14 protein-coding genes and 2 tRNA genes are annotated in these 16,959 nt (G+C 67.0%); 12 read left to right on the top strand and 4 right to left on the bottom strand.

Annotated features, from left to right (window positions below):
• Nucleotides 1–140 precede the first annotated feature (140 nt).
• The 7 genes from FRF71_RS04125 to FRF71_RS04095 all read left to right on the top strand — a co-directional run bounded on the left by FRF71_RS04125 (nt 141) and on the right by FRF71_RS04095 (nt 7,955).
• Complete coding sequence (locus FRF71_RS04125) at nt 141–2,867, top strand: TonB-dependent receptor (protein ID WP_147089367.1); 2,727 nt, start codon at nt 141–143, stop codon at nt 2,865–2,867.
• A gap of 98 nt (nt 2,868–2,965) precedes the next feature.
• Nucleotides 2,966–4,345 (top strand): RNB domain-containing ribonuclease, encoded by a 1,380-nt coding sequence (locus tag FRF71_RS04120; protein WP_238339414.1) that lies wholly within the window; start codon nt 2,966–2,968, stop codon nt 4,343–4,345.
• A gap of 83 nt (nt 4,346–4,428) precedes the next feature.
• Nucleotides 4,429–4,502: transfer RNA gene (locus FRF71_RS04115), tRNA-Cys, on the top strand.
• A gap of 18 nt (nt 4,503–4,520) precedes the next feature.
• Nucleotides 4,521–4,596: transfer RNA gene (locus FRF71_RS04110), tRNA-Thr, on the top strand.
• On the top strand, nt 4,571–6,586 hold the full coding sequence (locus FRF71_RS04105; protein ID WP_147089365.1) for a TonB-dependent receptor: 2,016 nt from the start codon (nt 4,571–4,573) through the stop codon (nt 6,584–6,586). The genes FRF71_RS04110 and FRF71_RS04105 overlap by 26 nt, the downstream gene beginning before the upstream one ends.
• Before the next feature lie 48 nt (nt 6,587–6,634).
• Nucleotides 6,635–7,408, top strand: a complete 774-nt coding sequence (locus FRF71_RS04100; protein ID WP_147089364.1) for a class II aldolase/adducin family protein — start codon at nt 6,635–6,637, stop codon at nt 7,406–7,408.
• Nucleotides 7,409–7,418: 10 nt separating this feature from the next.
• The gene (locus FRF71_RS04095; RefSeq protein WP_147089363.1) at nt 7,419–7,955 is read left to right on the top strand and encodes a (2Fe-2S)-binding protein; all 537 of its coding nucleotides are present in this window, start codon (nt 7,419–7,421) and stop codon (nt 7,953–7,955) included.
• Nucleotides 7,956–8,387: 432 nt separating this feature from the next.
• Here FRF71_RS04095 and FRF71_RS04090 read toward each other — a convergent pair whose 3' ends face one another.
• Nucleotides 8,388–10,481 (bottom strand): TonB-dependent receptor, encoded by a 2,094-nt coding sequence (locus FRF71_RS04090; RefSeq protein ID WP_147089362.1) that lies wholly within the window; start codon nt 10,479–10,481, stop codon nt 8,388–8,390.
• 132 nt (nt 10,482–10,613) lie between these two features.
• Here FRF71_RS04090 and FRF71_RS04085 point away from each other — a divergent pair, with 132 nt between their 5' ends.
• A complete protein-coding gene (locus FRF71_RS04085) occupies nt 10,614–10,958 on the top strand; it encodes an arsenate reductase family protein (RefSeq protein ID WP_147089361.1) in 345 nt (114 codons plus the stop codon).
• On the opposite strand, the gene FRF71_RS04080 is transcribed toward FRF71_RS04085, so the two are convergent.
• Entirely contained in the window at nt 10,955–12,307 is a 1,353-nt protein-coding gene (locus FRF71_RS04080; protein ID WP_192900030.1) for an MFS transporter, read from the bottom strand. The two genes, FRF71_RS04085 and FRF71_RS04080, sit on opposite strands and share 4 nt — an antisense overlap.
• Nucleotides 12,308–12,406: 99 nt before the next feature.
• Between FRF71_RS04080 and FRF71_RS04075 the strand changes: the two genes are divergently transcribed.
• Nucleotides 12,407–13,033, top strand: coding sequence for a class I SAM-dependent methyltransferase (locus tag FRF71_RS04075; RefSeq protein WP_147089360.1), 627 nt, complete (start codon nt 12,407–12,409; stop codon nt 13,031–13,033).
• Nucleotide 13,034: 1 nt separating this feature from the next.
• Here the strand turns inward: FRF71_RS04075 and FRF71_RS04070 are convergent, their stop codons facing one another.
• Entirely contained in the window at nt 13,035–13,850 is an 816-nt protein-coding gene (locus FRF71_RS04070; protein WP_147089359.1) for a DUF7847 domain-containing protein, read from the bottom strand.
• A 63-nt stretch (nt 13,851–13,913) separates the two neighbouring features.
• On the opposite strand from FRF71_RS04070, the gene lipB reads away from it, so the two are divergent.
• Complete coding sequence (gene lipB, locus FRF71_RS04065; protein ID WP_147089358.1) at nt 13,914–14,582, top strand: lipoyl(octanoyl) transferase LipB; 669 nt, start codon at nt 13,914–13,916, stop codon at nt 14,580–14,582.
• Entirely contained in the window at nt 14,583–14,873 is a 291-nt protein-coding gene (locus tag FRF71_RS04060; protein WP_147089357.1) for a hypothetical protein, read from the top strand.
• On the opposite strand, the gene FRF71_RS04055 is transcribed toward FRF71_RS04060, so the two are convergent.
• Complete coding sequence (locus tag FRF71_RS04055) at nt 14,870–15,787, bottom strand: DMT family transporter (RefSeq protein ID WP_238339410.1); 918 nt, start codon at nt 15,785–15,787, stop codon at nt 14,870–14,872. The genes FRF71_RS04060 and FRF71_RS04055 overlap by 4 nt on opposite strands.
• Before the next feature lie 68 nt (nt 15,788–15,855).
• Between FRF71_RS04055 and FRF71_RS04050 the strand changes: the two genes are divergently transcribed.
• Nucleotides 15,856–16,956 (top strand): alkene reductase, encoded by a 1,101-nt coding sequence (locus FRF71_RS04050; protein WP_147089356.1) that lies wholly within the window; start codon nt 15,856–15,858, stop codon nt 16,954–16,956.
• The last annotated feature ends 3 nt before the right edge of the window (nt 16,957–16,959 follow it).

Below are 16,959 nucleotides of genomic sequence, written 5' to 3'. Positions count from 1 at the left end.
AGGTCGGGCTTGTGGCGAAAGCGCCACAGCCTTCGACGAATGGCCATCTGGCCGTATTGTGAAACCGCATAGGTATGCGTATCTGCGCCCCATCGGGCGGCGCCCCCCTTGCCGTTCGTATTCACAGGGAGTGGATTTTCATGAAAACTTTCCGCCGCTCGTTCGGCCGTACCTTGCTGCGCTCTTCGGCCCTTGGCGTATCGCTCGCCATCGTTGCCTCGGCTGCCCCGGCTTTTGCCCAGGACGCCCCGCAGGCCGATGAAGCCGTTGACGAGGCTGAGATCATCGTCACCGCCACCCGCCGCAGCGAAGCGCTGTCGGACGTGCCGATCGCTGTTTCGGCCGTCACCGGTGAAACGCTGGCCAAGACCGGCGCCACCGACGTGCGCCAGCTCAACCAGGTTGCCCCTTCGCTGCTCGTTTCGGGCGCAACCAGCGAAGTGAACTTCACCGCGCGGATCCGCGGGATTGGCACCGTGGGCGAGAACGCCGGCCTTGAAAGCTCGGTCGGCCTGTTCATCGACGGCGTCTATCGCAGCCGCACCGGCGTCGGCCTGTCCGAACTGGGCGAGATCGAGCGCGTCGAAGTGCTGCGCGGGCCCCAGGGCACGCTGTTCGGCCGCAACTCGACCGCCGGCCTGATCAACATCGTCACCAAGGGCCCGAGCCTGTCGGACGGGTTCTCGGGCAATGCCTCGGCCACCTATGGCAATTACAATTTCTGGCGCCTTGATGGCGCGGTCAACGTGCCGCTTGGCAGCACCGCCGCTGCCCGCATCGATGCCGTTTGGCAGCAGCGCGACGGCTTCATCGAGAACGTCACCCCCGGTGAGCCCGACATCAACGACCGCGACCGCTGGCTGGTGCGCGGCCAGATCGCCTGGGAACCGACCGACGACATCAAGCTGCGCCTGATCGCCGACTATTCGAAGAAAGCGGAAAACTGCTGCGGCGGCGTGCTGCTGAACCCGGTTCGCAACCTCAGCCGCGGCACTGACGGTTTCCCCGTTGCCAGCGCCAACACGCTGCTCCCGCTGCTCCAGGCCTTTGGTGCCAACTTCCAGGTTGCCCCGGCCAACGAACCCTTCGTCCGCCGCCAGTCGACCACCCCGGGCGTGACCTATCGCACCGACAGCAAGGACTGGGGCCTCTCGGGTGAACTGACCTGGGATCTGGGCGGCGCCACGCTGACCTCGATCACAGCCTATCGCGATTACCTGAACGAGCAGGGCCAGGACGGCGATTTCCAGGCGATGGACATCCTGAAGCGGTTCGATCTCGATCGCCACTTCAAGCTGTTCACTCAGGAAGTCCGCCTGCAGGGCGAAGCGCTTGACGGCCGGCTCGACTGGTTGGTTGGCGGCTATTACGCCAACGAAAAGCTCTTCGTCGATGACGACATCGTCTACGGCGCGGACTACGAGCGTTACGCCAACTGCCTGGCGGCGACGGCAATCTCGGCGGCCAACGTCAACCCGGCCTCGGCCACCTGCTCTAACCTGCCGACCACGATCTTCCCGGGCTTCCAGGGCCTGGCGGCGGCAACCGGTTCGGCCCGCCTCAATGGCACCGGCAACAATGGCGCCAGCTTTGATCAGCGCAGCAACAACTGGGCGCTGTTCACGCACAACACCTTCGACATCGTCGAAGACAAGGTCAAGCTGACCGTGGGCGCGCGTTATACCCACGAAAGCAAGACGCTGGCTGCCGATGCCCGCTTTACCAACACGCTGTGCCCGGCAATCCTCAACACGCCGCTGCAGTCGCTGGCCTCGCTGGCCTGCGTCATCAACGGTTCGGCGCCTTCGTTCGCGCGTGGTGCCCCGGGTACCGAGTTCAGCGAGGGTCAGTGGACCGGTACCGCCGTGCTCAGCGTCAAGCCGTTCGATGACCTGATGGTCTATGCCTCGGCCTCAAAGGGCTACAAGGCGGGTGGCTTCAACCTGGACTTCTCGGCACTCGACCGGGTCTGCAATACCACGTTTGACGCAGCCTGCGCCGGCCGTTTGGCCCGCCCGGTCAACACCCAGGGTAACGGCCGCCCCGAAGCGACCGACCTGCAGTTCGCCAGCGAGAAGGTTGACGCCTTCGAAGTGGGCTTCAAGTACGATGGCGACGGGATCGACGTGAACTTCGCGGCGTTCTACCAGCGCTATTCGAACTATCAGCTCAACACCTTCAACGGGGTGAACTTCGAAGTCACCAATATCCAGGCCTGCCAGGACAGCCTGGGCGGTGCCGACAAGGATGGTTCGGCCACGACCGGTTCCTGCGCCGCCGATCGCCTGAAGCCAGGTGTGACCTCGAAGGGCTTCGAACTTGAAGCCTTCCTGCGTCCGGCCCGTCACTTCACGGTCAATGCCGGCCTGACCTATGTCGATACCAAGTATGCCAAGGACCTGGTCGGCACAGGCGGTCGTCCGCTCTCGCCGGTGCTGTTCCAGCTGCCGGGTAACGCCGTGTCGAACGCGCCGCAGTATGCGGTGACTGCGGGCCTCAGCTGGTCGCCGCCGATCGGTGACAGCGGCATGAGCGCGCTGTTCTATGTCGACACCCGTCTGCAGAGCGACACCAACACCGGCTCGGACCTTGACCTTGAAAAGGTCCAGGACAGCTTCGTGACGGTCAACGGCCGCATCGGTCTTTACGGTGCCGATCGCAAGTGGGGCATCGAAGTCTGGGCGCAGAACCTGCTCAACAAGACGTACTACATGATCGGTGCGGACATGCCGCTGCAGGGCAGCGGGACGTTCCGTGCGGTTGCCTCGCCGGCCTCGACTGGTCTGGCTGGGACTGCCAACCAGCTGTTCGTCGGCTTCCCTGGCGAACCGCGCACCTTCGGCGTGACGCTGCGCGGCAAGTTCTAAGCCGCTCGCGTTAAGCCAGACTGTCAGAAGGCCTCTCCGGGTAACCGGGGAGGCCTTTTGCTTTGCCAACTCAACCCGGCTAGCCTGACCGAATGCGGATGTTGCGTGATCCCGATTGCTTGCTGGCCGAGGGGCTGGCGACCCTGCGCACGCAGTTCCAGGTGCCCGGCAGCTTCCCGGCACCGGTCCTGGCGGCGGCCGAAGCGGCGGCGCGGCGCGCGCCGAGCGACCATGCCGACTGGACCGCGCGGCCGTTTGTAACGCTCGATCCGGCGGAATCGACCGACCTGGACCAGGCCTTTGCGATCGAGGCAGCGGGGGCGGACTGGTTGCTGCACTATGCCATTGCCGATGTCGGCTGGTTCGTCGCGCCGGGCGATCCGCTTGATGCCGAAGCCTGGGCCCGCGGGGTCACAACCTATCTGCCGGGCGGTAAGGCCGGGCTCTATCCACCGGTCTTGGCCGAAGGGGCGGCCAGCCTGCTGCCCGATGGTCCGCGCCCCGCCGTGGTCTTCACCGTCCGGGTCGATTCCGCTGGCGAGACCGTGCTCGATCGCGTGACCCGCGCGGTGATCCGCAGCCGCGCCAAGCTGGCCTATGAGAGCGTGCGCGATGCCGACTTGCCGCCGGGCTTTCTGGAGATTGCCGAGCGGATCGAGCTGGCCGAGGCGCGGCGCGGGGCGGCCCGGGTCGATCCGCCCGAGCAGCAGGTCGAGCGCGGCGCCGATGGCAAGTTCGCGCTCCGCTTCCGCCCGCTGCTGCCATCCGAAACGCGCAATGCCGCGCTCTCGCTGGCCTGCAACCTGGCCGTGGCGAAGCTGCTGCTGGAGCATCAGACGGGGCTGTTCCGCGTCATGGCCGGGCCCGATCCGCGCGCCGAAGCGCGGCTGCGCCAGACCGCGCGGGCCTTTGGCCTGACCTGGCCGGATGCCGCCCCGCTGGCCCAGTTCGAAAAGCTGCTCGATCCCGCCGATCCCCGCCACGCCGCCTTCATGCTGGCGGTCCGCCGCGCCGGGCAGGGGGCGAGCTACGCGCCCTATGCGCCGGGCAATCCGCCCTGGCACGCCGCGATCGCCGCGCCCTATGCCCATGCCACGGCCCCGCTGCGGCGGCTGGCTGATCGCTATGTGATCGAGGCCGCGCTGGCGCTGGCCAATGGCCGGCCAGTGCCTGATGCCATCGCCGCCGCCTTCCCGCTGCTCCCCGCCGCAATGCAGCGCGGCGATGCCCGTGCCGGACAGATCGAGCGCGCGGTGGTGGACCTGGCCGAAACGGCGATCCTGGCGGGCCGCGAAGGCGAACTGTTCGATGCGGTTGTTACGGACCTCGGCGAACAAGGCGCGCGGATCCAGCTGTGCGACCTGCCGGTGGTTGCGCGGACCACCGCGCGCGAGGTGGTTCCGGGTGACCGGGTGCGGGTCAAACTGGAGAGCGCCGATCCCGCAACCCGCCGGTTGGCCTTCCAGCGGGTGCAGTAAAGTGCGCCCGATGAATCGGTTGCACTGATCGGCCCGCTCGGCTAGTGGCGCGGCTCCCGGAGGGTTCGCCCAAGGGGATGGATGGCCCGATGGCGGAGTGGTTACGCACCGGACTGCAAATCCGTTTACGCCGGTTCGATTCCGGCTCGGGCCTCCACACACCACAAGGTGCAGCGCCGCTTTAGCTCAGTTGGTAGAGCACATCATTCGTAATGATGGGGTCACGTGTTCGAGTCACGTAAGCGGCACCACTTTTCCGCCCTCGCGCTGCTGGCCCTGGCTGGCCCGGCGCTGGCGGATACGCCCGATCCTGAAACGATTATCGTCACCGGCAAGGCGCTGGACCTCCCGGCTGGTCAGCGCGCCTTTGCCGGCGATGTTCTGACGGCGGAGGACGTCCGCACGCTCGCCTCGGGCCGGATCGAGGACTTGCTTGGCCGCGCGCCGGGGATCCAGCAGTTCCGCCGCTCGGACAGCCGCTCCTCCAATCCCTCGGCCCAGGGCATCACCCTGCGCGGGCTCGGCGGCAATGCCTCCAGCCGGACGCTGGTGCTGCTTGATGGCGTGCCGCTGGTCGATCCCTTCTTCGGCTACGTTCCGCTTGCCGCCCTGCCGCCTGAGCGGCTGGATTCGGTCCGCGTGCTGCGCGGCGGCGGGGCCGGGGGATTTGCCGCTGGCGCCGTGGCGGGGACCATCGACCTCACCTCGGCCGGGCCAGACACGCTGGGCCTGCTGTCTGCCTCGGCCCTGGTCAATGACCGGGGTGAGAGCGAGCTGTCCGCATCGCTCGCCCCGCGGCTCGGCAGCGGCTTTGCGGTGGTTTCGGGCCGCTGGGACCGGGGGCAGGGGTTCTGGACCACACCGCAAAACCAGCGGGTTCCGGCATCGGTCCGGGCGCGGTTCGATTCATGGTCGACCGGCCTGCGCGCCGCCGCGCCGCTGACACCGGACATTGAGCTTCAGGCCCGCGCGCTGCTGTTCGATGACCAGCGCACGCTGCGCTTTGCCGGGGCCGATACCGGGGCGAGCGGGCAGGATGCTAGCCTGCGTCTGGTCGGCCGGGGGGCCTGGCAGTTCGAGGCGCTCGGCTATGTCCAGGCGCGCGATTTCTCCAACGTGGTCATTTCCGCGACTTCGTTCCGCAAGACGCTCGACCAGCGGCGCACCCCGGCTACCGGCCTGGGCGCGAAGCTCGAGCTTCGCCCACCGATGGGCGACGGACAGACGCTGCGGCTGGGGATCGACTGGCGGCGCCAGCGCGGCGAGATGCAGGAAGAGGCCTATAGCGCTGTCACCGGCCTGGTCACCGCGCGGCGCAAGGCCGGCGGGGTCAATTCCGACCTCGGGCTCTATGCCGAACATGACTGGCGCTTTGGTCCGGCACTGCTGACGCTGAGCGCGCGGGCTGATCGCTGGACGGTGGCGGAAGGCTTCTTCCGTGAGGCCAATGCCGCTGGCACCGTCACCACCGACCGCCGCTTTGCCGACCGCTCCGGCTGGCAGGAAAGCCTGCGCGGCGGGCTGCTGGTTGAAGCGGCACCGGCGCTGTCGCTGCGCGCCGCCGCCTATACCGGGCTGCGCCAGCCGACGCTCAATGAACTCTACCGGCCCTTCACGGTCTTCCCGGTCACCACCCGCGCCAATGCCGCGCTCGAGAATGAGCGTCTGGAGGGCTTCGAGGGCGGGCTGGACTGGACCCCGCTGCCCGACCTGACGCTGCGCCTGACCGGCTTCGACAACCGGGTGAAGGGCGCGATCGCCAATGTCACGATCGGCCCGAACTTGCGCGAACGCCGCAATGTCGATGCCGTCCATTCGCGCGGGATCGAGGCTTCGCTTGCGGCCAAGCTGGGCGCGGTCAGCCTTGATGCGGCACTCTCTTGGCTTTCGGCCCGGGTCGAGGCGAGCGGGGCTTCGGCCGCGCTCGCTGGCAAGCGCCCGGCCCAGGTCCCGCGCCTGACCGCCAGCACGACCCTCGCCTGGCGACCGGCCGAACGCTGGCTCTTCGCCGCCAGCCTGCGCCACACCGGCGCGCAGTGGGAAGATGACCTTGAGACCGACCGCCTGCCCGCCGCGACCACGCTCGATGCAGTCGCCGAAGTGCCGCTGACCCAGCACCTGCTGCTGGTGCTGCGGGCCGAGAACCTGACCGACGCGCAGATCATCACCCGCAACCAGGCGGGCAGCATCGACCTTGGCGCGCCGCGCACCGTCTGGGCCGGTTTCCGCATTTCCATGTGAGCCAGCTTGGCTTAGGAAAGCCGCGCAAAGCACAACCGGAGGGATCAGATGGCCACCCCGATCAAGAACGCGCATGCCCGCAACCTCGATTGCAGCGAGGCCGAATGGGCGGCGCGGCAGGAACTGGCGGCCTGCTACCGCGTGTTCGACCATCTGGGCTGGAGCGAATCGATCTACAACCACATCTCGCTCAAGGTGCCGGGCGAAGACGGGGCCTTCCTGATCAACCCCTATGGCCTGCACTATTCGGAAGTCTGTGCCAGCAACCTGGTCAAGATCGACATTGACGGAAACACGCTCGACGGCAGTCCCTTTCCGGTCAACAAGGCCGGCTTCACCCAGCACGCCTACTTCCACCGCCATGTCGATTGGGCCCATGCGATCTGCCACACCCACACCACGGCGACGATGGCGGTGTGCTCGATGGAAGGTGGGCTCCAGCCGGTGAACTTCTATGCCTGCAACTTCATCGGCAAGCTCAGCTATCACGATTTCGAGGGCGTGACGGTGCGCGAGGAAGAGGGTGAGCGGCTGCTTGCCAACCTGGGCAACAACCGCATCCTGATGCTGCGCAACCACGGCCCGGTGATCCTGGGCCGCTCGATTGGTGAGATCTTTATCCAGCACTGGTCGCTGCAGCGCGCCTGCGAGATTCAGCTGGCGACGATGGCGGCGGGCAAGCCGGTCATGATTCCCGATGAGGTCGTGGCCGTGCACCAGCGCGATGTCGGCCAGGTCCGCCTGCCGGGCGGGCCGGGCAAGGCCGACTTCGATGCCTGGGTGCGGATCATCGACCGGACCGACCGCAGCTGGCGCGACTGATCCCGCCGCAATGCCCAGCCTGACAGTCAACGAACGGCCGCTGGCCTTCGACATGGACCCACAGACCCCGCTGCTGTGGGCGCTGCGCGATGCGGCCAACCTCACTGGAACCAAATATGGCTGCGGGGTGGGCGATTGCGGCGCTTGCATGGTCCTGGTCGATGGCGAGGCCAAGATGTCTTGCCAGATGAGCCTGGCCGAGGCCGAGGGCCGGGTGGTGACGACGATTGAGGGGCTTTCGCCCGATCGCTCGCACCCGGTGCAGCAGGCGCTGGTGGCGCAGCAGGCGATCCAGTGCGGGTTCTGCACGCCGGGCATCGCCATTGCCGCCGCAGCGCTGCTGGCGCGCAATGCCGACCCTTCGCCTGAAGACATCAGGGCGGCAGTGCCGAACCTGTGCCGCTGCGGGGTCTATCCCCGGCTGGTCGCGGCGATCCAGCAAGCGGGGCGCGTGCTGCGGCGGCTCGAAACGATTGACCCGGTGCCGGCCCCCGGCACCTCGGCCGAGGATGCGGCGCGGGCGGTGCCGGCGATTAAGGCGACTTGAGCGCCGGAACGGCGCGCACCACAGCGCCCGCCGGGTTGCGGCGGGGTTGCGTTGACGGGCAAGCGGACGACGGATGCGGCCGGTGCGAATGTACCCGTGAAGCCGATCGGGCGGGGCTTGCAGCCAATCGTTGCGAACGGCGGATGGGGTCGCTGCCAAGAACCATCCACTCGGCCCTGCGGTCAGTGGCGCTGGCGGGACGGGCTCGCTCCCCTGCCGCCTGGCGTTCAGGACCGTAAAGGTCCAGTTCCACGATCCGGGATCGGTGCCTTATCGCACCGGCCACTGCACGGAAGCAGGCGGCACGCGTAACCCGTCCGGCATCCGTCGGTGCGTCTATGAACCAAAACGGTTCATTTGTCAAGTTTGAACTAACCAGAACCCGTCATCACCGCGAGAGCGGGAATGACGGAAGGGGGGCAAACTGGCTGATCAGAACCGCAGCTTCACCCCCAGCCGCGCATTGAGCGGAGCGCCGGTGCTGATGTTGTTGTCGGTGTGGGCATTGGGGAAATAGTCGGTGTCGGTCAGGTTCTCGACATTGAGCTGGAGCTGCACCGCGTCCGAAACCTTGTAAAACAACGCCGCGTCGATCCGGGTGAAGCCGGGCAGGCGCACGGCATTGCTGATCGTGGCGAACTGCTGGCTCTGCCGCACCGCGCCCACGGCCACGCCGAAGCGATCCGTGAAGTCATAGCGGCCCCAGGCCGAGAACTGATGCCGCGGCACCTGGGCCAGGGTCCGCCCGGCCGGGGCCGCAGCCGTGGTGGAGACGATATCGCCATCCTGCAGCGCATAGCCCAGCGTTACCTGCAGGCCCTTGGTCAGCTGGCCGACCATGGCCAGTTCGAAGCCTTTGGTGCGGCTCTTGCCGGTCAGCACGGCCACGCCGGTGACCGGATCGTTGGCGCGGGTGTTGGTGCGATCGATCTGGAACAGTGCGGCGGTGAAGGCGAGACGCTCGGTCAGGTCCCACTTCACCCCGGCTTCGAGGTTGCGGAACTCTTCCGGGGCGAGCGTGGCCGTGGTCGCGTCAAGGACGGTGAACTGATCGCCCGACTGCGGCAGGAAGCTCTTGGCATAGCTCGCATAGAGCGAGACATTTTCGCGCGGCTTGATGATCAGGCCCGCGCGCGGACTCCACTTGCCGTCGCTGCGGCTGGCGGCAAAGCCATTGACCCGGTTGGTCGAGCTGATGCGGAAATCGTCATAGCGCAGACCCAGCACCACCTTGACGATCTCACCCAGGTCGATCTGATCCTGGACATAGGCCGAGACTGCGCGAACCTTGGACCGGCTGGAGCGGCTGCTGGCGCCGAAGGTGACGGTCGGCAGAGTCAGGCGTTCTGCAAGAGGCACCGTGATCCGGCTCGCCGCTGTCGCACCGAAGGCGGCCTCGCTGCGCTTGGCATCGGTCAGCTGGTCGCTGGCCTCGAAGCCGAGCAGCAGCTGGTGGCCGATCCCGGCGGTCTCGCCCTTCCAGACCAGGTTGCCCTGGATCATCCAGTTCTCGCGGATCGTATCGCTGTTGTACCCTTCCAGCTCGACCGTGGTCGCGGTGGCGGCGGAGCGCGCGTACACGTTGCCATAGTACTTGTCGTAATGGGCATACTGGCCGGTCAGGTTGACGCTCAGCGCATCGCTGAAATCGTGATCGAGCCGGGCGCGGGCGATGTGGGCCTGGACCGAGCTTTCGTTGGCGGTCGGGCTGCCGAACAGCGCATCGTCATAACCCTTGAGCGGGGTGCCGGCGAAGGAGGGTACTCCGCGGTCGGTGACGCGCTGATCGTCGGCATATTCATAGCCCAGCACCAGCCGGGTCGCTTCGCCCAGCTTCCAGCCCAGGGTCGGGGCGATCCCGACAAAGTGGCCGTCATAGAAGTCGCGGTGATTGGCGAAGTCTTCGTACGTGGCGTTGAGACGCGCGGCAAAGCTTTCACCCAGCGGCTGATCAAGGTCGGCGGCCAGCGACCAGCCGCCGAAGCTGTCGACGCCGCCAGCAAAGTCAGTGCGGGCCTTGGTGAATTCCGGTGCCTTGGAGACGCGGTTGATCACCCCGCCGCCACCCCCGCGCCCGAAGATCAGCGCATTGGCCCCCTTCAGTACCTCGATCCGGTCGATATTGTAGAGCGAGCGATAGTACTGCGCGTCGTCGCGCAGGCCATCGAGAAAAAAGTCTGCCGTGGTGCTCTGGCCGCGCAGGGTGATCTGGTCACGGTGGCCTTCGCCCTGGCCCAGCACTACCCCCGGGACATAGCGCAGCGCGTCGTTGAGCGATTCGACGCCCTGATCGTCGAGCTGTTCGCGGCTCAGGACCGTTACGGTCTGCGGAACGTCGATCAGCGGGGTCTCGGTCTTGGTGGCCGAGCGGGTCTTTTCGATGTCGTAGCCATCCGGCACGCCATAGACGATGATCGCCGGAGCATCGGCGGCTTCAGCTGCCAGCTCTGCCTGCGCCGGCGCCGCCAGCGTGAAAGCGGGCATGACGGTGGAAGCGAGCAGAGAAAGGCGCGCGGTAGTATTCATCAGATCCCCATCTTGCGAATGATTTGCAATAACGAGAATGCCGCTAATGCGAATCGCTCGCATTGACAAGGATCAAATTGCTCGGCTCGTCGTATTCGCTATGGAGCCGGGTGAACGCAAAGGACCCCGACCATGAAGGCAACGATCTGGCACAACCCGGCCTGCGGCACGTCGCGCAAGACGCTGGCGATCCTGCAAGAGACGCCGGGTGTGGAAGTGACTGTGGTGGAGTACCTGGTAAATCCGCCGACCGCCGCCAAGCTCGCCCAGCTCTACCGCGATGCCGGGATTACCCCGCAACAGGGCCTGCGGCTGCGCGGCACCGATGCGGAAGAGCGCGGCTTGCCATCGGCCGATGCTGACACCGTTCTGGCGGCGATGGCCGCAGCGCCCAGGCTGATCGAGCGACCTTTGGTGGAGACCGACAAGGGCGTGCGCCTGTGCCGTCCGCAGGACAAGGTGCTGGAAATCCTTTAGCGCCGCTCGATCAGGTCTTCGTCGCGGCCAAGGCCCTTGATGCCGAGTACCAGCACGGTCAAGCACAGCAGCTCGATCACCGCAAAGCCGATCCACGACGAGTGGCCATAGAGCCAGACCCCGATCGCTGGCGCGACGATATAGGCGGCACCATTGACCGAGGCGACGATGCCCGCCGACTGGCCCTGCTCTGCCCGGCTGACGGCCAGCGAGGCGCCAGCCGTGAAACCGGGGCGAAACAGGCCAAAGCCCAGGCAGGCGATGGCCGTGCCAAGGGTGATGGCGTGAAGGTCCTGCGCTACGGCCAGCAGGGCGACGCCCATTGCGGCGAGGCTCACGCCCCACAGCGCCGAAGCGCGCGGACCAAGTTTCCACAGCGGGATGATCCCCCACTGGGCCAGCAGCGTGGCAATTGCGCCCGACATCAGCACCAGGCCGGTTGGCCCGGCCCCCGCCATTGGCGTTGCGCGCAGGCCCAACCGGTCAAGGATCAGGAAACCGACGATCCCCATCACCATGGCCTGGGCGTGTCCGCCAAGCAGCCCGGCGATCAGCCAGGGGCGGAGCCGGCGGTCGGTCCACTTGAGGTCGGGGACTTCGGGCGGCAGCGTGCCGTCATCGGTCTCATCGTTCTCGCCGCGCATGCGCGAATCCGAATTGGCGCTGAACGGCGCGGCCAGCACCTCGCCGCGCGCGGCATAGGCCGGGGCGTCGTCGGGCAGCCGCAGTCGCAATGTCACCAGCACGATCACGGCGATCAGGGTGAAGGCAAAGAACGGGCTGACCAGGCCCAGGCCGGGCAGGATAAGCAGCGGCGCCAGCGCCGGGCCCAGCACCGTGCCGAGCCCAAAACTGGAGGAGATCAGCGAGAGCGCCTGGGTCCGCTCGGCCCGGCTGGTGCGGCTGGCGACATAGGCCTGGACCGCCGGCGGAGCAGCCGAACCGAACCCACCGTAAAGCGAGCGGCAGGCGGCAAACAACAGCAAGGTGCCCAGCGCGCCGAGATAGCCGTTGAGCCCCAGCCACAGCGCCATGCCGCACAGCCCGAAGCTGGAAATGAAGCCGGTCAGCCCCAGTGCCATCATCGCCTTGCGGCCGCGCCGGTCGCTGCGCCGCGCCCAGAACGGCGCGCACAGCATCCACAGCAATGCCGACCAGGTGTAGGCCAGGCTGATCCAGAAATCGTGGACCTTCAGCGCCGTGCCGATCGAGGGCATGACCGACTGCATCGCCGTATTGCCGGCCGCGGTCACCAGCATGACCGTGAACAGCAGCGCCACGCGGCCGCGCGGCAGGCTTGCCGTGACGGCGTCGGTGGGACTGGTCGGGGGCGTTGCGGGGGTGGTCATCGCCTTCTCCCCCTATGTTGGTCGCAACCGCCTTGCAATGGCCGGGCAAATTTGTGAAAGCGGTGTCCTATCCGGACAAGACAGGATTTCGTCCCGCGCATGACTTCGACCGAGCTTGCTCGCCAGCCGCTTACCGCCCGCATCAAGCGTCGCATCAAGCGCGCGATGGGCCCCTGGGGGGTCTTCTTGCAAGGCTTTATCGAGCATCCGGTGATGGTCGGTTCGATCATCCCCTCGTCGCGCTTTACCATCGCGCGGATGCTTGGCCCGGTAAAATGGGATGAGTGCAAGCTGTTCGTCGAATACGGCCCCGGCGTCGGCACCTTTTGCCGGCCCGTGCTGGACCGACTGCCCCGCGACGGGCGGCTGATCGTGATCGATACCAACCCGCTCTATATCGATTACCTGAAGGCCACGATTGCCGACAGTCGCTTCATCCCGGTGCTGGGATCGGCGGCCGACGTGGAGGATATCGTCCACGCCCACGGCTTCGATCATGCCGACTATGTTCTTTCGGGCTTGCCGTTCTCGACCCTGCCCGATGGCGTTGGCCCGGCGATTGCAGCCGCCACTCACCGCGTGCTGCGGCCGGGCGGGGCCTTCCTGGTCTATCAGTTCAGCGCCAAGGCGCGCGACTTCATGGCGCGGCACTTCACCCGGATCGACGCCGATTTCGAGCCGCTGAACGTGCTGCCCTGCAAGCTGTTCTGGGGTTGGAAGGACTAACCTATTCGATCGGGATGACCGCCGCCGGTGCTTCCGGGCGGGCGAGCTGGCGGTGGGTCGAAGCGTAGACCGCCATGAAGAAGATCGCCATCACGGCCTGCAAAGCCGCCGAGATCAGCGTGCCCAGCGCCGTGCCCAATTCCATCCCCAGCACCAGCCGCAGCAGCAGGTCGGCCAGCCCGCCGACCAGCAGGATCACGATGCCGAAGCCGATCAGCAGCAGAGCATAGAACAGCAGCAGCCGTCCGGCATTGCCGCGGGTGAGGGCCCACGAGCGCTTCAGCGCGATAACGGGATTGCGCTCCCCATCGACCATCACGACCGGGGCAACGAGCGAGATGCGCACGATCACATAGATCAATGCCACCAGGCACAGCGTAAGCGTCAGCCCCGCGAAAGCCTGGGAACCGGTCATCGCGGCAAGCGAGATCAGCACCAGCGCGACCCCGGCAAAGGCCATGCCTGCCAGGATCTGCGCCAGGATCACGGGCAGCGCACCGCGCAGCGCCAGCTTCAGTGCCTCGGCGACGGTGGGGCGGGTGCGGTCGGTGTATAGTGCCAACATCGCCAGCGTACCGATCACCTGGCACACCGCCATGCCCAGCAGCCACGGCCAGGCGCTGTTGTAATAGGCGGAGAGCATGGCCATCAGCTTGTCGCTGTCCACCCCGGCAGGAGGTTCAGGCGGCGGGGCGAGGATCCCGACGGCAAAGCTGGGCAGGACCAGGAAGACCCCGGCCAGTGCCCAGAGCACGTCACGGTTGGCCGATACCAGCGCAGTGGCCTCTTGCCAGGCCCGGTTGCTGTCAAACCGCATCGCTTGCTCTCCTTGGTTGTTGCCCCTTGATAACAGCAGCGATTGCCGCCACGCAACTTGGCGATGATTCAGGACCTCCCTGCCTCGATCGAATGGCGCCGCGATGAGGCGCAGGTGCCCTATCGCCACGCGCTCGATTTCATGACCGCGCGCAACGCCGCGATTGCCGAAGGCACTGCGGACGAACTGGTCTGGCTGCTCGAACATCCGCCGGTCTACACCGCCGGCACCAGCGCCGCAGCGGACGAACTGCTCGATCCGCGCTTCGAAGTGGTCGAGGCCGGGCGCGGCGGGCGTTATACCTATCACGGTCCAGGGCAGCGGGTCGGCTATGTCCTGCTCGACCTCAAGCGCCGGGCGCGCGACGTGCGCGGCTTTGTCCACGCGATGGAAGGCTGGGTCATCGCGACCCTGGCAGACTTTGGCGTGGAGTCCTGGCGCAGCGAAGGCCGGATCGGCATCTGGACCCGCGATATCGACGGGCGCGAGGCCAAGATCGGCGCGATCGGCGTCCGCATCCGGCGCTGGGTCACGATGCACGGCTTTTCGGTCAACCTGGACCCGGACCTGTCGCACTTTGGCGGGATCGTGCCCTGCGGGATCGAAGAGTTCGGCGTCACCAGCCTTGCGCGGCTGGGCCATGCGGTGGATATGCCGACTTGGGATGCGGCGCTGCTCGCCCGCGCCCCGGAATTCCTGGCCGCGCTCGAACGGCCTTGTCCGCAGGAGTGAATGGCCATGCGTAACCTGCCGATCCTGGTCCTGGCCCTGGCGCTGGCCGCCTGCGGTTCGGGCAAGAAGGACGAAGGTGCGGGCAAGGCCGCGGGCGAGATCCTGCCGGCCAGCGCCAGCGACGCGATGATCCCGCTCGATACGGTTCGCAGCCAGGCCCCGCTGGCCCCCAGGCCCGAGGGGGATGGCAAGGCCAAGGCCGCTGATCCGACCGCGACCGAAGCCGCCGCAGTGCCCACTGCCGAAGCGCCGGCCACCGCACCGGAACCGGCTGAAACGCCCGCGGGCTAAGGGCGCTCTTCGCCCTCGAGCGGCGGGGCAGCAGGGCGTTCCGCCACCCGCGCCAGCACCAGCCCGGCGGCAACCAACGCCATGCCGAGCAGATCAAGCGGCCCCAGCACCTCGTTGAACCAGATCCACCCGATCGCGACGGAAACCGTCGGCTGGGTCAGCAGAGCGAGGCCGATCACCAGCGGCGGGAAATGGCGCAGGGCATAGACCAGCAGCCCCTGCCCGATCAGCTGGCTGGTGATGGAAAGGGCGATGACCGGGCCCCAATTGGTCGGCCAGAACGGCTCACCCAGCAGCAGCGCGCCTGCCGCCATCACCGGCAGGCCGATCAGGCTGGACCAGAACAGCAGCGCCCAGCTGCCCAGCACCGCCCGTCCGCGCTGTGCGAGCAGGATGTAGAAGGTGTAGAGGAAGCCCGCCAGCAGGCAGAGCAGATCGCCGATCAGGGTGGTGTGATCGATCTGCAGGCTGCGCCCCAGCAGCACGGCCGAACCGATGATCGCCGCGGCAAAGGCCAGCCATTCGGGTGTGTGCGGCCAGCGGCGCAGCGCGATCAGGCCCCAGGCGGCGATCAGGATCGATCCGGCATTGCCGAACAGCGTCGCATTGCCGAGGCGGGTCAGCTCGATCCCCAGGTGCCAGCTTGAAAGGTCGAGCGCGAAGAACACCCCGCCGGCCAGCACGCCCCACAGTACAGCGCGCGGCGCACCGGTCAGCGGCTGGCGGTTCATGCGGGCGAGCAGGACGAAGAACGGCACGGCGAGCGCCAGCCGCCAGAACCCGGCCGAAACCGGGCCGCTATCGGCCAGCCGCACCCACAGCGGCCCCAGCGCCAGCGCGACATTGCCGCCAAGCAGGGCGGCAAAATGCCAGACCTTCGTGCTCCCGGTTGCCGCGCCCATTGCCTTGCTCATCGGGATGCCTTAGCCGCTCGGTTAAGAATGCAAAACGAAATGGTGCCAAATTCCCGCGGAGGATTCTAATGCACGACGCTCTGTTCCAGCCGGTTTCGCTCGGCGCGATTCAATGCCCCAATCGCATCCTGATGGCCCCGCTGACGCGCGGCCGCTCGGACCCGGGCTCGGTCCCCAATGCACTGATCGCTGAGTACTACCGCCAGCGCGCCGGCGCCGGCCTGATCATTTCCGAAGCGACCGGCATTTCGGTCGAGGGGCTGGGTTGGCCCGCCGCGCCCGGCGTATGGAGCGAAGCCCAGACCGAGGGCTGGAAGCTGACGACTGAGGCCGTGCACAAGGCTGGCGGACGGATCATCCTGCAGCTGTGGCACATGGGCCGGCTGGTCCACCCGGATTTCCTCGGCGGGCAGCCGCCGGTCTCGGCCTCGGCCACCACGGCGCCGGACCATGCGCATACCCCGACCGGTCGCAAGCCCTATGAACAGGCCCGCGCCGCGACGCTCGATGACATCGCCCGGATCGTCGATGACTATGGCAAGGCTGCGGCCAATGCCAAGGCCGCCGGGTTTGACGGGGTCCAACTCCACGGCGCCAATGGCTACCTGATCGACCAGTTCATCCGCAGCTCGTCCAACCTGCGCGAGGATGATTACGGTGGCTCGCCTGAAAATCGCGTGCGGCTGATGCGCGAAGTGCTGGAGCGGCTGATCGATGTCTGGGGCGCAGGCCGTGTTTCGATCCGGCTTTCGCCCAATGGCGAGACGCAAGGGTGTGACGATGCCACGCCGGCTGAGACCTTCGGCGCGGCGGCCAAGGTGCTGCAGGACCTGGACGTGGGCTTCCTCGAGCTGCGCCAGCCGGGGCCGGATGGGACCTTCGGCGCGACCGAAGTGCCCAAGCAGGGCGCGCACCTGCGCACGATCTACAAGGGGCCGATGGTGCTCAATAGCGATTACACCGCCGCCAGCGCCGCCGCCGAAGTGGCGAGCGGGGTCTGCGACGCGATCAGCTTTGGCCGGCCCTATATCTCCAACCCGGATCTGGCCGAACGCATCCGGGTCGGGGCCGAATGGGCGCCCAATGTCGATGTGCCCAAGTCGTGGTACCTGCCCGGACCGGCCGGCTACACGGACTATCCGACGCTGGCAGAAGCTGCGGCGGCCTGAGCC

The sequence above is a fragment of the Novosphingobium ginsenosidimutans genome, from assembly GCF_007954425.1.
Lineage (GTDB): Bacteria > Pseudomonadota > Alphaproteobacteria > Sphingomonadales > Sphingomonadaceae > Novosphingobium > Novosphingobium ginsenosidimutans.
The sequence above is the reverse complement of the archived record's forward strand: the minus strand, read 5'-3'. Positions and strand labels throughout refer to the sequence as shown.

What these genes read in the sequence shown, in the direction of transcription:
- FRF71_RS04125 (WP_147089367.1), top strand. Translation starts at nt 141, where the DNA reads ATGAAAACTTTCCGCCGCTCGTTCGGCCGTACCTTGCTGCGCTCTTCG.
- FRF71_RS04120 (WP_238339414.1), top strand. Translation starts at nt 2,966, where the DNA reads ATGTTGCGTGATCCCGATTGCTTGCTGGCCGAGGGGCTGGCGACCCTG.
- FRF71_RS04100 (WP_147089364.1), top strand. Translation starts at nt 6,635, where the DNA reads ATGGCCACCCCGATCAAGAACGCGCATGCCCGCAACCTCGATTGCAGC.
- FRF71_RS04095 (WP_147089363.1), top strand. Translation starts at nt 7,419, where the DNA reads ATGCCCAGCCTGACAGTCAACGAACGGCCGCTGGCCTTCGACATGGAC.
- FRF71_RS04090 (WP_147089362.1), bottom strand. Translation starts at nt 10,481, where the DNA reads ATGAATACTACCGCGCGCCTTTCTCTGCTCGCTTCCACCGTCATGCCC.
- FRF71_RS04085 (WP_147089361.1), top strand. Translation starts at nt 10,614, where the DNA reads ATGAAGGCAACGATCTGGCACAACCCGGCCTGCGGCACGTCGCGCAAG.
- FRF71_RS04080 (WP_192900030.1), bottom strand. Translation starts at nt 12,307, where the DNA reads ATGACCACCCCCGCAACGCCCCCGACCAGTCCCACCGACGCCGTCACG.
- FRF71_RS04075 (WP_147089360.1), top strand. Translation starts at nt 12,407, where the DNA reads ATGACTTCGACCGAGCTTGCTCGCCAGCCGCTTACCGCCCGCATCAAG.
- FRF71_RS04070 (WP_147089359.1), bottom strand. Translation starts at nt 13,850, where the DNA reads ATGCGGTTTGACAGCAACCGGGCCTGGCAAGAGGCCACTGCGCTGGTA.
- lipB (WP_147089358.1), top strand. Translation starts at nt 13,914, where the DNA reads ATGATTCAGGACCTCCCTGCCTCGATCGAATGGCGCCGCGATGAGGCG.
- FRF71_RS04060 (WP_147089357.1), top strand. Translation starts at nt 14,583, where the DNA reads ATGGCCATGCGTAACCTGCCGATCCTGGTCCTGGCCCTGGCGCTGGCC.
- FRF71_RS04055 (WP_238339410.1), bottom strand. Translation starts at nt 15,787, where the DNA reads ATGAGCAAGGCAATGGGCGCGGCAACCGGGAGCACGAAGGTCTGGCAT.
- FRF71_RS04050 (WP_147089356.1), top strand. Translation starts at nt 15,856, where the DNA reads ATGCACGACGCTCTGTTCCAGCCGGTTTCGCTCGGCGCGATTCAATGC.